Here is a 14,162-nt window from a genome sequence, read left to right on the forward strand (position 1 = left end):
CACGTCAACAGCACAATTCCAACTAAGACACAATCGCCGCGTCAGGTTGAAGTACTATTAGGCGGCGTTTTGTAGCTGATTCACTGAATCAAAAGAAGTTTTGTACAGCTTCAATTGCTTCCGAAACGCCCTTTATCAAACCTGCTAGCGATGCTGCGCCAGCGATTAACCCTTTGACATTCTTTAGATGCTTAATAATTGTTCCCTGTTGAGCATCTTCCTTTTTTGCTTGCTGTACTGCTTTAGTCATTTGATAAGAAGCATCTGTGGCGGCGTCCTCATCAAGCTGACCAGTTGATATTGCATTCTCTACCTCGCTTTGAAGTCGCTCTAACTGCCCTATCAACTCATTGCGGTTTTTCACATTTGAGAAATTGATGTTCCCAGCAGCATTGTATTGATAGTTGACGTTCTGTCCTCTTTGATCAAAAATTGTCATTGTTTTTACCTCTTGAATTACAAATTCCGGGTTGCGTAATATGATTCTATTTACTAGATTCTCAACGTCTGGTTTTTGAAGACCGCCTAATTGGTCTCCCGAATCCGCCGCTAGATTCTCTAGTTCGATAACAAAGTCAAGCAAGCGGTTTTTCGCAGAATCCGCTATTTGGACTAAACTGCTTGATGAAACCTCTTTCCACGCTCTTAGAAGCTGTCCACCCTGTTTTGCAAATATTTTCGATAGAGCATCGAACATAGGTCGATCCCAGTCAATCTGTAAAACAGTACTGGTTTCTCTCTCAGACTTACGAATCATGTCTTCAATACTGCTCATTCCAGCAAATATTTCAGCTTGATATGCGTAGTCAAAGTTGGGCTTAACTGGTGCGCGCGATATTTGATGTACTGAAACGCTCGAAAAGGTATGGTAATTACTATATGATTGAGCAGGTACTTTGCGATAATCGGGTAGATTTGCCGAATCTTGATAGCTATTTAGTTCATTCCTCGCCCACATTTTGAGTGCCTCAGAATTAAGTCGACTTGCCAAAACAAGAGATTTACGAAGAGTATTTGAGAAGTCGTTGTTGGATTCGACCAATTCGCCTTGAATTTGATGTAGTAAGTTGATCGTCATACGAACTCATCTTAAATCTATACGGACTTTATTATTCCACCACGAACAAACAAAGTTTGATATATACGATTTTTAATCTTGCAGTTCCCGTTTTCATCTGAGCAAATTACCCCTATCAATTCTAAATCTTCGACTATAGGATTTGTGTTGGGACTGAACCAAATCGTCTCGCCATTGTAGATTTTGGAGAGTGATGAGTGTAATATCTTAGAATCAGTAATGCGTTTTACTATAGAAGGTAAATGATTCTCATCATCACGAATTAGTGATAACGCTACCTCGTCTACAGTTGTTGCAGTTGAGAATCTATCAAGCAATGAGAGAAGTTTATGAGTTAAGTATGGCTGGCCATGCGTCCAATTAAACACTCTTTCAACAATTTCCCTCCGCCTTTCATCGGCTAGAAGTATTGGTCTGCTCAAATGCGTTATTTCAGCCAGATCAAAATCACGTAGACGAACTCTCTGAGCTACGTTGAACGGGGAAATCCGTTCGTTATTTATTAGATTTTTTGGATGAAATGAGCCAGCCAACAAGAAAGTTAGACTATTAAATTCAGTTTCGGCATCGCGTGCGTTATGCACGTCTCTTAAGACAGTAAAGAATCTTTCAGAATTTGGAATGTCTACGGAGCCAATTTCATCGAAAGTAATGATAATCTGTTTCCCTAGTTCATTCCCCAATCCCGCCACTTCAAAGAGATACTCCCTCCATCCAAAACTATCTTCTGGCAAATGAACAGTTGTCTTTGATAAGGCAAATTGTAATTGTCGATTCAGTAAGAAGCAGAGTTTTTGATACCATTGCTTCTCAATGTCAGTGCTCAACGAACTTATATCAATGGATAATACCAATGAGTCATCTAGCAATTTTGTTCGCCGCAAAAAGTTGATTAGACTGGTTTTGCCTTGCTGTCTCGGTTCTACTATGAGAATGTAATGATTTTGTTTAAGATACGTGACCACCTTTTGTTCTGCATCGCGGGGAGTATAGATTGCCGCGTCTTCAGATGTCAGAGCCCCTCCAGCCTTAAATTCAGAAACTAATCCGAAGTCTCGTCCGCTTAGGGCAGCCTCAACCGCTTGCACAAGCTCTTCAAGACCTGCTTGTTTTGTCACGTAATCTATCGCAATCGGTAATGAGTTGTTTGACGCTGATAGCACCTCACGTATTGAGGTATATTGAGGATAAGCTGTATAGATAATTTTTGGTATTGTTCTCCCTACCGTTTTTGCAAATTCAATACCTGATTGATCCTCTGGCAAATCCTCTTTTAACCGCACATCTGTAATGATAAGGTCAATCGCCTGCGAACTGAGAATATGAACGGCTTGCGAAAGAGTGGTAGCCACATGAACTGAATAGCCCCGTTCTCCTAGAACTGCTAATATCAATTCGCCATAATCGACATTGTCGTCCAAAAACAAAATGTTGTAATTCATGACGTTAATCTGAGACACGAACTTTTCTTAGCTCTAAAGCGAAAGTGCTTCCATCCCCTGAAGTTTCAGCTAGTTGAATCTGGCCTTCTACAGATTCAACGATTACTTTTACCAGTAACAATCCGAATCCTTTTCGACCACGCTCATTGCGTTCTATCGGTCTACGAAATAAGTCCTTTTTGACTTGAGCGGGAACACCCTGCCCTGTGTCAGTGATTTCAATAGAGACTGTCGTATCAGATTCCTTAGCCGAAATAGTCAACTCTTTATTCTCAGAAACTTTCATAGACCTTATTGCATTATTTACAACAATTTCTATACAGGACATTAACCACTGCTTATTACCACGAACCTCAACTGAGTCACCAACCGCCATTTGAGTTGTTGCTTTTACACCTAAAGAATCAAATTCTTCTTTGTAGTGATCTATGACTGATTGAACCAAGCATTTTACATTTGTCTGATCTGAGCCATCTCTAAACCGCGATAAATACGGAAAATCTCGGTCCGCCATTTTCTGAGTTATCTTGTCAAGACGCTCCAGCCACTTCAATATCTGGGCTGAGTCCTCGTTTCTAGTAATGCGTTCCCTCAGCAAATAAACAGAATCCCTTATCGCGTATATATCTCCAGATATATTGTGAACCCACGCTCCTGTAATCGCTTCCAGCAAGTACATTGCACTTTCTGCTGGTAGTGACCGTTTAAGCCGCTCGTTCTCCGCTTCTAGCTCACGTATTCGCGTTTTCAAAGTGTCAAATTCGGTTGGTTGATTCATAGTGTTATAAAGAAATGTCCGCCGTTCAGTTGCTTATGCCGCGCTCGATTCCTTTGGCGCGTCGGCTTCAAGCTCGCGTTAGGCGGGGGGAGAGTGTTTCGGATAGTTCGTTTTGCTGCACTAGCCTGCCTAACATATTATTATCCTGCGTTACTATAGTCGAGTTGAAGCTAGAGTTTACTTACTATAGTAACTCACTATTTAGAATTGTTCTCAATTGCCTTGCGGTACAAGACGGCCGCTTTCCTGCACATCCACTGGCACGCCATCAAGTAGGCCGGGGATGATGTCTTCCGGGGCAAGCTGGGCGCGGGGCACCTTCTTTTCTACCATCACCACCAGCACCACCTCATCGGTGCGTGTCTTGTGCCGATGCCGAAAACCAATCCCTACGCCAACCACGTTTGCTTTAGCCATCAGCTCCGCCTGATGCGCCTCTTTTACCACTCTAATGCGTTCAATTGCTTCTTGATAATCGCTCATGGCCTAAAATTCCACGTTTAAACAATCTAAAACCGCCTGAATGGGGCTAAAAATGGTAGATTGCGTCGATCCGGCAAATAGCAAGCCAACGGCCTCCTGGGTATCCAAAGCCACAACCAGTGAGCCAGAATCGCCCCCTTCCGACATTGGCCCAGCGATGAGCTGATTTTCAAAGGTAGCCACTCTGCCAGAGCCATAATTAACGCTCACTGTCGCTTCTATTTGGGTGATGACCCCGGTGGTATACCCTGTGGTGCGGCCAGATTTGCGTACCTGCATCCCCAGCACGCCTTCTGTGATGCCACTGATTTCGCCAATGTTCAAAATCTCATCCAGCACGTCCCCATCGTTTAAGGGGCGGGCGACGGCCGCATCGACCAAATTAACGGCCTGCGGATTCGCCTGAAAAACGGAAACGCGATGGCTAGAACCTAGAAAATTGGCAAACGCATTGCCAATACCGGCATAGGTTGAGGCGATACCACAGCCAGAGCCAGACGTTTCGCCAAAATCAATCGTGCAAAACCGCTCCAGATTGGCAATGTGGTCGTTGGCCACGCTGCCGCCGTCGGCACCACCGGGCTGGATGATGGGGTCACCCACTTGGGCGTCGTTGCTGTTGGCAAGCACGTGGTTATTGGAGAGGATGAGGCGTTGGCCTGTGGTGCGGTCGCGCACAATGCAGCCCAGCGTTCCGGCCGAAATTTGGTAATGGCCAATGCTCACGCCGCCGGGTGCCGGCCGAAACTTTCCGGTGGGCACCTGATTGGCACGCACGGTGCCAATTTGCACCACATCGGTCGGCACGTTGTTCACCGTTTTGGGGACTAACGCTTCAGTAGCCAACCCTTCGATGGCTATTTTGTCAGCTACCAGCACTGAGAGGCACAGCTCATCGGTTTGTTCTGTGCCCTTTATGCGATGACCAATGCCCACGCCTACGACGTTAGGACGCGCCATGAGCGCGGCCGTATGGCTTGCTTTTGCTGCACGGACTTCACTTAATTCTGCCATTTTTCCCTCCAGGACTTCGAGTTAAGGGGGAACGATGCGGGGTACTATGTGGATTTTGAACAGTATAAGGCAGGACGGTGGGGAAAACAACCAGTTATGATTCAGCAAGCTGTTCTATTTTTCGGCGCATTAACTCTATTTGCTTGGCTAAAAGTTGTCGCGTTTTGGGGTCGTGTGTCTTTTGCTGGGCTTGCTGCAAAGTGTCGAGGCTGCGTTTTGGGAAGCCCAACCGGGCATACCCGTTTGCCAAGCGTCGCAAGACAGCCACATTGCCCGGCGACCGCCCGACTGCCCGCTGCCAATAGAGAACGGCCGTTGCCCACATCCCCCGTTGAGCAAATAATTTCCCGGCTTTATCCAGCACCAGTGGGTCTTTGATGCGATCATCCGCAGCCGCAACGCGCCAACGCTTCTCTCGTCTGAAATCTGGCCCAGCCAAAAGCGTCAACGCTAAATCTGAAATCATGTAAATAATAAAAATCACCCAGGCAACAATAAATTGCCAGGGTGCGGTGGGAACATTTGCCGGAATGGGTGGTGAAAAAATAGCGACCAAAACAGTGATGATGAAAACGATCACAAATCTCACCATAACCAGCCAATAAGCCCACACTTTGCGAAAATAGAGTGCAACCGTGATGCCAATAAACAAGGGCAGTAAGGACAAGATTATCCACAAGAAGAGCCTGGCACCAGCTACTTCACGATTTCTAAACGCACCTATAGAGACAAGCCATGTAATCAACGAGAACATTCCCAAAATAATGAGAATATAAAGAAAATGGCTCACACCGCGAAATAAAATCCAATTCTCCAAATACCGACTTCGGTTGGGGGAAACTGGCTCCTTTCCCACCATTTTGCGGGTGCATTTGGGGCATCTCTTATCGGTGCGTTGTACGGGTTGGGCGCAGTAAGCACATAAATTTGCAGGACTGCTCCAAGCATCCTGGTATCGATCCGCATGGGGATCGCCTGTTTCTGTCAGAACCACATCATAAACTGGCTCAGCCCAAACTTCTTTCTCTTCTGCTTTTGTGGGGTGAGGGGGGGAAGATGTGACACCCAGCTTTTGTAACCCTTTTTGAGCCATCTTGTTGTTGGGATTAATAGCCAGTACGTTTTCCAAGCAGATTTGACGGTCTTCTTTGGTTTTTACCGTGCCACTTAACCATAGCCAGGCAGTTTCGTTTTGCTCGTCTTGTTCCACAATTTGCAACAAAAGTTGATGGGCTTTTTCGCGCTCACCTCTTTTAGCTGCCTGGATCGCTGTTTGCAGGAGATGGTTAATTTCCGGCATGGTTCGTTTTAGTTTTCTTTGTTAGGCACGCCGCACACGACTGGAGTGCAGTTTGCAGGTTGAAACTCGTTAATTTCATGCTTTCCAGGTGACAACTAGCTGTTTTGTAAGATAGCTGCCACCTGGAATTGGCTTAAATGCTTTTTATATTTCACCAGAGGTGAGAGCCATTTTCACTTCTGCTAACGCTTTGGTCACTTCAATTTCGCGCGGGCAGGCGTTGGTGCAGTTGAAGTTGGTACGGCACCGCCAGACGCCCATTGTATCGCCCACGACATCGAGTCGCTCATTGTGGGCCTCATCCCGCGAGTCAAAGATGAAGCGGTGGGCTTGTACGATAGCTGCGGGGCCGATGTACTGCTCGTTGGCCCAGAAGCTGGGGCAGGAGCTGGTACAGGCGGCACACAAAATACATTTAGTGGTGTCGTCGAACCGCGCCCGATCTTCTTGGGTTTGCAGCCGTTCACGGCCGTTTTCCGGCACGGGTGAATCGTTCACAAAGTAAGGCATCACCGAGCGATAATGATCAAAGAATGCATCCATGTCCACAATCAAATCTTTCAGGACGCGCATTCCCAAAATCGGCTCTACCTGAATTTTGACGCTGTTGCTACCCTCTTTTGCCAGCCGGGCCACCAATGTTTTGCAGGCCAGAGCATTAGCGCCGTTAATACGAACCGCATCAGACCCACAAACGCCGTGTGCGCATGAGCGGCGCAGCGAGAGCGTGCCATCTTGTTCCCACTTCACCCGGTGCAGCACATCTAAAACGGAATCGTTGGGGCGAACGTCTTGAATGGTGTAGTCACCCCACCACGGTACGCTGTCTTTTTCCGGGTTAAAGCGGCGAATGCGTAATTGAACTTGCATAGAATCTCCTCATTTTCAGTAAAGAGTATTCAGCTTAGCAGTATTCAGTTTATGTACCCTAACTGATTACTGGCCACTGATTACCGCCTACTTTTTAGTAGACGCGCTCCTTAGGCTCGTAGCGGCCCAGGGTGACGGGTTTGTAATCCAGGCGATACTCACCCTCTTTGTCGCGAAAGTAGAAGGTGTGTTTTAACCATTCAGCATCATTACGTTTCTGATAATCATCACGGGCGTGACCACCTCGGCTTTCGGTTCTGGCGCGGGCAGAAACGGCCGTTACTTCAGCCAGTTCTAGCAAGCAACCCAGCTCCCACGCTTCTAGCAGGTCCGTGTTGAACTGTTTCCCCTTGTCATCAATCTGAATGTTGCGGTTGAATGATTCAAGCAGTTCTTGGAGGTCGGAAACGGCCGTGCCCATCGTTTCTTCTGTGCGGAATACGCCCACGTTGGCCGTCATCGTCTTTTGCATTTTGGTGCGCAATTCGGCTGGCTTCACGCCGCCGCTGCCATTGCGCAACCGCTCAAACTCTGCCATCACCTCGGCGGCCGGATTGTCCGGCAGCGGCAGCAAATCAGCCTGGTTGCAATATTCTGCCATGTGCATACCAGAACGGCGGCCAAACACGACCAGGTCTACCAGCGAGTTGGTTCCCAAGCGGTTAGCACCATGTACCGAAACACAGGCGCATTCACCAGCCGCATACAGACCATCAATCAAACTGCCATCCACATCGGCCAAAACACGGCCGTCTACATCCGTCGGAATGCCACCCATTGCGTAATGAGCCGTTGGCTGTACAGGCATTGGTTCGTGTACAGGGTCCACGCCCAGGTAGGTTCGCGTAAAGTCAGCAATATCTGGTAGCTTCGCTTCAATATAATCTCGGTCGATGCGGCGTTTTTCCCCCGCCTGTTCAAAGTAATGGTTCACCGTTTCCGGGCGAATATCCAGGTGAACGTAATTCTGTCCGTTGATGCCGCGTCCAGCCTGTACTTCCAGGAAGATGGCACGGCTCACAACGTCGCGGCTGGCCAAATCTTTAATAGTGGGCGCGTATTTTTCCATAAAACGCTCCCCTTTGCTGTTTATCAATACGCCACCCTCACCGCGCACACCTTCTGTAATGAGTACACCCAGACGGAAGATGCCAGTGGGGTGGAATTGGAAAAACTCCATATCTTCCAGCGGTACGCCGCGCCGCAAACAAATGGCTGCCCCATCCCCAGTGAGCGAATGGGCGTTGGAGGTGACCTCCCAACAGCGACCCCAGCCACCAGTGGCAAAATGCACCGCTTTGCTGTGGAAAATATGAAAATCACCGGTGCTAATCTCGATGGCCACCACGCCACGTACGGTGTTGTCCACGCGAATCAGGTCTACCACATGGAACTCATCAAAGAAATTGACCTTGTTCTTAATGCACTGTTGGTACAGCGTTTGCAAAATCATGTGGCCAGTGCGGTCGGCCGCGTGGCAGGCACGTTGTACTGGTTTGCCCGTATCATTGTTGGTGTGGCCGCCAAAGCGACGCTGTGAAATGGTGCCGTTTGGATAGCGATCAAAGGGTAGCCCCATATGTTCCAGTTCAATGACGGTTTCAACTGCTTCTTTACATAAAACGTCTACGGCGTCCTGATCAGCTAAATAGTCTGAACCTTTCACCGTATCGTAAGCGTGCCATTCCCATCTATCTTCTTCCATGTTGCCTAAGGCGGCACCAATGCCACCTTGTGCCGCTCCGGTGTGGGAGCGGGTGGGATACAGCTTGGAAATGACGGCAACGTTGGCGCTTTTACTGGCGTACAACGCAGCCATTAGTCCGGCACCGCCTGCACCTACGATGACGGCGTCGAACGTGTGAGTTTTTACATTAGCCATGTTATCCTGCACTTTTTGGTTAAATAGTCTGATTAGCAATTCAATTAGTGGAGAACGAAAAGTGATTTAGAAACAAGTTGGCAAAGAAACTTTCGTTCTCCTTTAAGCAAAGTAAATCACGATTCACGCAAGCGTTTTTCAAGGGCCATCCGTGACTTACTTAGCTGGGTAAATTTTGAGCGGCTTGCCGGGCAGCTTCGGGATCAAATAGGGCGATGCCCACAGCGGCCCAAATGACGGTTACAACCACAAAGATTGCCAAGACAATGTTCACAATGCGAATTGTCCGGGGGTTGTGAATGTAATCTTCCAGCACGTTGCGAAGGCCGTTGACCCCGTGCGGAATGGCAAAGATAAGCAAGAAGATGTCATATGCCTTCCACCCCCAGGAGTTCCACTGTTCCGCCACGAAAATAAGTGTGAGGTTGCCACTACTATTGAGGATGTGTTGTATCATCATGTGGCCCACTGCCAAAATGAGCAGGATAAGGCCAGACATACGCATGAACATATAAGCGTATCGTTCAAAGTTGAATTTTACCTGCACCTTGCGGCGCGTCATGGTTGATGTTGCAGATGTCATTTTTTGCTCCCTTACCCAATATAATCACTTAAACGGGGGAATGCCCAGCAGGCAGCTGCGCCCAGTTCGCTACAGCGGCTAAAAAATTCGAACAGCATGTAGATGGCAATAGGCACGAAGACGACAGCGAATAGAACCCAAACGATAGTTGCGCTCTTTTTTTGGTACATCCACCATTCTGGTTTGAAATCCAGAATAGTAATGCGAATGCCATTAAAGGCGTGGTACAAAACAGCCGCCATGACGCCAAGTTCACTAACGGCAATCACGGGATACTTGAAGACGGCGATAGACCAAGCATATAGTTCGGGGTAGAAGTGTGCGTTGGCCGTGTCCCAGACGTGTAAAACAAGGAAGGCTAGAATAGCCAGGCCAGATACGCGATGGGCTATCCAGCTATAATGCCCGCTTTTCCCGCGATACCTTACACTTTCACGTATGGTGAGTATCAAAGATGACATAGTGCTCCTTCTTCCACTGCTGTGTGGATGTGATGGTGATGACAACGGCCGTACTCTTCGAGGCATTACCAATTTATAGTTACACTTAACGGCCGTTTACTTCAATGAAAACGACAATTTGGGGATCGTTTTCACATAAAACCAAGTTGCGCTGATTATAGCACGTTTGTTGGTGAAGGTAAGGAATATCGTAAGGGGATACAATCAATTTTGCGGTATAATTGCAGCAGAGTTCGTTTGGCAAAAATGGGCCATATTTTAGGTGACGGACACAAACTATTGCCATTTCGGCTTATGAATTTGTGAATATCTTCGATACCAGATAGTTGGATGCTTGTCTTGCTTTTTAGCGACTGCTACACTTAATTTCTAATGATACGACCATTTAATTTACGCGATCTGCCGCTGGTTCACCGTTTGAGCGAGTTGGGGGTTTCCCTCCATACGGAATCTGCCCTGACCAAGAATTTGCACCCAACACGGGGTGCGCTTTTTAGCTTGGTTGGCGGCGATTTTCCTACATATGTGTGGAAGTCGGACAGCAACGGCTTGGCGGGTTTTATTCAGCTTTGCCTGGATGAGGAGAGCGTTCATGCTCATATTTTGTACCTAAGCTCTACCCATGATGGGCCAATGGAGGCAACGGGCAACGGCACGGCCGTATCTGGGGCAAAAGGTGTGGCGGGACAACGGCCGTATCTGGTGAATGAAAATGTGTGGCTGCCGCTTTTAGACCAGGCCGTTGTCGAAGCCGGACAGCGTGGCATTCATAGCCTTGTGGCCGAAGTGGATGAGCTGAGTGATGAGTTGCCTGTGCTGCGACGTGCGGGCTTTGTGGTTTATACCCGACAAGATGTGTGGGTATTGGCCCCTGACGAAGCGCGCCAGGCAGAAAACGAAACAAATTTATTGAGACCCCGCCAGGCGGAGGACGATTGGGATATTCAGCTACTGTATGCCAACACCGTGCCGCGCCTGGTGCAGTTGGTGGAGCCAATGCCGCCACTGCACGACGGGGCAGGTTGGGTGTTACATGAAGAGAATGAATTAGCTGCGTTTGTGCATGTTCATGTGGGGCCAGTGGCTACCTGGATGCGACTGTTTATCCATCCGAGCGCAGAAATACGGGCAGAGCGGATTATTACGGCCGTTGTGCAAAAAACACCTGCTGCCGCCACAAGGCCGATCTACTGCTGCGTGCGTCGTTACCAAAGCTGGGTACAAACCGCACTGGAACGATCTGGCTTTACTTCATGGGGGAGCCAAGCCGTGATGGTGAAGCACATTGTGCAAAAAGCAGCCAAACCACTCACAGATTTATCGGCAGCATTAGAAGCGCAGGGTATTACGCCCACTGCGCCACTGATTCGACAATACCAAAACACGGGGCAATCAGAGAAACAATCAACCCCGAAACCAATTTAAAACAAAGCGTAATCACGCTATAGAATTTATGAATTTATCACAAACAGAACAAGCAAAAGAAGATTTACAAAAGCTGCTACAAATTTTGCCGGCGTCAATCACAGAAAAACTTAAATCAATTGGTCGTGAGGTTGAGCTGCTAGAAGTGGTGATGGATTTCGGTCGCCAACCAACGGCTCGCTATACTGACGGCGAGATTGTGCTTCGCCAGGAAGAGGTAACGGCCGTCGAAATTACGGCCGTTGTCAACGGCATTGGTGATTTTGATGATGACAACCGGGCTGGCATCGCCCGCACCCTGCACCGCATCTCCGGCATTCGTAACCGCAAAGGGGAAGTGGTTGGCCTTACCTGCCGCGTTGGACGGGCCGTCTACGGCACCATCGATATTATCGAAGACATTATCGCCGATGGACATAGCATCTTACTGCTGGGGCGACCTGGCGTAGGCAAAACCACGATGCTGCGCGAGATGGCACGCATTCTGGCCGAAAAACGGCGTGTTGTCATCGTAGACACTTCCAATGAAATTGGCGGCGATGGCGATATTCCTCATCCGGCTGTGGGGCGCGCCCGCCGAATGCAGGTGCCGCGTCCCGCACACCAGCACGAAACGATGATCGAGGCGGTTGAGAATCATAATCCCGAAGTGATCATTATTGACGAGATTGGACGTGAGCGCGAAGCGGCTGCAGCTCGCACCATTAACGAGCGGGCTGTGCAGCTCATCGGCACCGCCCACGGCAATACGCTAGAAAATCTGTTATTGAATCCGACATTATCTGATCTGGTGGGCGGTATTGAAAGCGTCACGCTCTCCGATGATGAAGCGCGGCGGCGCGGGACGCAAAAAACAGTGTTGGAACGTCGCGCCCCGCCCACGTTTGACGTGCTGATTGAAATTCAGGATCGAGAAAAGCTGCTGGTTCACCCCGACGTGACAGCATCTGTCGATTCCATGCTGCGCGGCCAGCCGTTCCGGGTGGAGTTCCGCTCGCGGGATGAAGCGGGCAAAGTGCAGGTGGAGCAGCAAAATGCGGTGGTCACATCAGCGGCCGTTACTGGGCGGCGGGAAACCCGCCCCCGTAAAGATAAGGATCGAGAAGACAGGAACGGCCGTATCTTCACCAATGGCAGCGGCAGCAAAGCCAATGGACAGCAGGTGGAGCTACCGCCAGAGCAGGCACTCATTGAAGAACGTCCTGAATCGCTGCATGTGTTCGCCTACGGCGTAGCGCGGAATCGGCTGATTCAGGCAGCCAAGCGACTCAAGGTACATATTACTTTAGTAAACACCCTTAGCGAAGCGGACGTGTTGGTGACGCTAAAAAGCTACTATCGCAAGCGGCGGCAGCTCATTAATGATGCCGAGCGGCGGCGGACGCCCGTGTATGTGCTGCGGGCCAATACCATTAACCAAATGGAGAGCTTTCTAATTCAGGTGATGAATCTGGAGGGGCCGCAAGCGACGGACCCGTTTGAGGCTGCCATTGCCGAGGCAGAGCGCGGCATTGAGCTAATTCAGGCTGGGCAAGCCTCTGTTGATTTACGGCCCGTGGGCAGTGCTATTCGGCGGTATCAGCACCAAATGGTGCGGCAGGCGAATTTGGTTTCGCACAGCTACGGCAAAGAGCCAAATCGGTATGTGCGTATCTTCAGTGCCAGCCGCGAAAATAGCTAAACTCTTTTAGCCACAGCGGGTATAGAAAAAAACCTCTTCACCCGCTGTGGCTAATAATTTCGATTTAGGGATTTGTGCATGTTTGTTACATTTGAAGGGCCAGAGGGCAGTGGGAAATCTAGCCAGATTGCTCTACTGGCTCCATTTCTGCAAGCGCAAGGATTTTCAGTTGTCACCACGCGAGAGCCGGGCGGCACGCCCATTGGGGATGAAATCCGAGCCTGTGTGCACAATGTGGCAAACAGTGCCATGATCCCTGTTGCCGAAATGTTGCTTTACTCAGCCTCGCGGGCGCAACACGTGGGGGAGTTGATACGGCCGTCCCTCGCTGCTGGCCACATTGTGCTCTGTGACCGTTTTGCTGACAGCACTATTGCCTATCAGGGATACGGCCGTGGGCTTGACATTGCCCAGTTGCAGCAGGTAACCCAAATTGCAACGCAGGGTTTGCAGCCAGACATCACTTTCTTGCTGGATGTGGATGTGGAACAAGGGTTGGCACGCCGTGCCAGCGGTGGCTTGGAGATGAATCGGCTCGATTTAGAAACGGTTCACTTTCACCAGCGGGTACGGGATGGGTACCATGCGCTGGCCGATGCTGACCCTGAACGGTGGGTAGTCGTCAATGCAGAACGGCCGTTGTCACTAATCCAAGAGGAACTACGCACAAAACTACTAGAAAGGCTGAAGGAAACGGCCGTTCGTTAACCCAACATTAGGCATCTAAAGGCAAGTCTGCACCACCAGCTAAATCCGGCATTGACTGTTCAATTGATTCTGGTGACTCGCCCTTTTCCAAACGGTCAACCACCTCATTGAACTCATCCCCCATATCTTCCCCCATTTCCTGCCCCATTTTTCGCATGAACTTGCCCAAAGATTGGGGATCGTTTTCATCCAGACCAGAAAGATCCGCATCCATCATGCTATCCAGCCGCGCATCCTCAGATTTCGCCACAGCCACCCGGCTAATCCGTCGCTTCATTTCCTGGCTTTGACAATGTGGACAAACAGGTGGAACCTTGCCATACTCACTGTATGAAAATTGTAATCTGGCATATTTGCCACATGCCGAACATTGAAAATCATAAAAAGGCATTGCTAGAATCCTTACACTTTTTCATGATTATACGTTTCAATAAGACACATATCAAACAGTCAAAAC

General features: G+C 49.0%; 14 protein-coding genes. 3 read left to right on the forward strand and 11 right to left on the reverse strand.

Going from position 1 to position 14,162, the window contains the following annotated elements:
- Positions 1-88: 88 nt before the first annotated feature.
- The 10 genes from ACOQPU_RS22665 to sdhC all read right to left on the reverse strand — a co-directional run bounded on the left by ACOQPU_RS22665 (position 89) and on the right by sdhC (position 9,891).
- Positions 89-1,078 (reverse strand): hypothetical protein, encoded by a 990-nt coding sequence (locus ACOQPU_RS22665; protein WP_420642111.1) that lies wholly within the window; start codon positions 1,076-1,078, stop codon positions 89-91.
- Between the two features lie 17 nt (positions 1,079-1,095).
- Positions 1,096-2,538: an AAA-like domain-containing protein gene (locus ACOQPU_RS22670; protein WP_420642112.1), complete on the reverse strand. Its 1,443-nt coding sequence runs from the start codon at positions 2,536-2,538 to the stop codon at positions 1,096-1,098.
- Positions 2,525-3,298 carry a sensor histidine kinase gene (locus tag ACOQPU_RS22675; protein WP_420642113.1) on the reverse strand — a complete coding sequence of 258 codons (774 nt, stop codon included), beginning with the start codon at positions 3,296-3,298 and terminating at the stop codon, positions 2,525-2,527. Before ACOQPU_RS22675 ends, ACOQPU_RS22670 begins: the two co-directional genes overlap by 14 nt.
- Positions 3,299-3,511: 213 nt before the next feature.
- Entirely contained in the window at positions 3,512-3,781 is a 270-nt protein-coding gene (locus ACOQPU_RS22680; RefSeq protein ID WP_420642114.1) for a hypothetical protein, read from the reverse strand.
- 3 nt (positions 3,782-3,784) lie between these two features.
- Complete coding sequence (locus ACOQPU_RS22685) at positions 3,785-4,795, reverse strand: hypothetical protein (RefSeq protein ID WP_420642115.1); 1,011 nt, start codon at positions 4,793-4,795, stop codon at positions 3,785-3,787.
- 94 nt (positions 4,796-4,889) lie between these two features.
- Positions 4,890-6,095, reverse strand: a complete 1,206-nt coding sequence (locus ACOQPU_RS22690; protein ID WP_420642116.1) for a hypothetical protein — start codon at positions 6,093-6,095, stop codon at positions 4,890-4,892.
- 144 nt (positions 6,096-6,239) lie between these two features.
- Positions 6,240-6,965: a succinate dehydrogenase iron-sulfur subunit gene (locus ACOQPU_RS22695; protein WP_420642117.1), complete on the reverse strand. Its 726-nt coding sequence runs from the start codon at positions 6,963-6,965 to the stop codon at positions 6,240-6,242.
- 94 nt (positions 6,966-7,059) lie between these two features.
- Positions 7,060-8,847, reverse strand: coding sequence for a succinate dehydrogenase flavoprotein subunit (gene sdhA, locus ACOQPU_RS22700; protein WP_420642118.1), 1,788 nt, complete (start codon positions 8,845-8,847; stop codon positions 7,060-7,062).
- A gap of 160 nt (positions 8,848-9,007) precedes the next feature.
- Positions 9,008-9,430: a succinate dehydrogenase gene (locus ACOQPU_RS22705; RefSeq protein WP_420642119.1), complete on the reverse strand. Its 423-nt coding sequence runs from the start codon at positions 9,428-9,430 to the stop codon at positions 9,008-9,010.
- Positions 9,431-9,441: 11 nt separating this feature from the next.
- Entirely contained in the window at positions 9,442-9,891 is a 450-nt protein-coding gene (sdhC, locus tag ACOQPU_RS22710; RefSeq protein ID WP_420642120.1) for a succinate dehydrogenase, cytochrome b556 subunit, read from the reverse strand.
- Positions 9,892-10,263: 372 nt separating this feature from the next.
- On the opposite strand from sdhC, the gene ACOQPU_RS22715 reads away from it, so the two are divergent.
- The 3 genes from ACOQPU_RS22715 to tmk all read left to right on the forward strand — a co-directional run bounded on the left by ACOQPU_RS22715 (position 10,264) and on the right by tmk (position 13,705).
- On the forward strand, positions 10,264-11,316 hold the full coding sequence (locus ACOQPU_RS22715) for a hypothetical protein (RefSeq protein WP_420642121.1): 1,053 nt from the start codon (positions 10,264-10,266) through the stop codon (positions 11,314-11,316).
- 28 nt (positions 11,317-11,344) lie between these two features.
- Positions 11,345-12,997, forward strand: a complete 1,653-nt coding sequence (locus tag ACOQPU_RS22720) for a R3H domain-containing nucleic acid-binding protein (protein WP_420642122.1) — start codon at positions 11,345-11,347, stop codon at positions 12,995-12,997.
- 78 nt (positions 12,998-13,075) lie between these two features.
- On the forward strand, positions 13,076-13,705 hold the full coding sequence (gene tmk, locus ACOQPU_RS22725) for a dTMP kinase (protein WP_420642123.1): 630 nt from the start codon (positions 13,076-13,078) through the stop codon (positions 13,703-13,705).
- 7 nt (positions 13,706-13,712) lie between these two features.
- Here the strand turns inward: tmk and ACOQPU_RS22730 are convergent, their stop codons facing one another.
- A complete protein-coding gene (locus ACOQPU_RS22730; protein ID WP_420642124.1) occupies positions 13,713-14,096 on the reverse strand; it encodes an FmdB family zinc ribbon protein in 384 nt (127 codons plus the stop codon).
- Positions 14,097-14,162: the final 66 nt, after the last annotated feature.

The organism is Candidatus Leptofilum sp. (assembly GCF_965223285.1).
GTDB lineage: Bacteria > Chloroflexota > Anaerolineae > Promineifilales > Promineifilaceae > Leptofilum.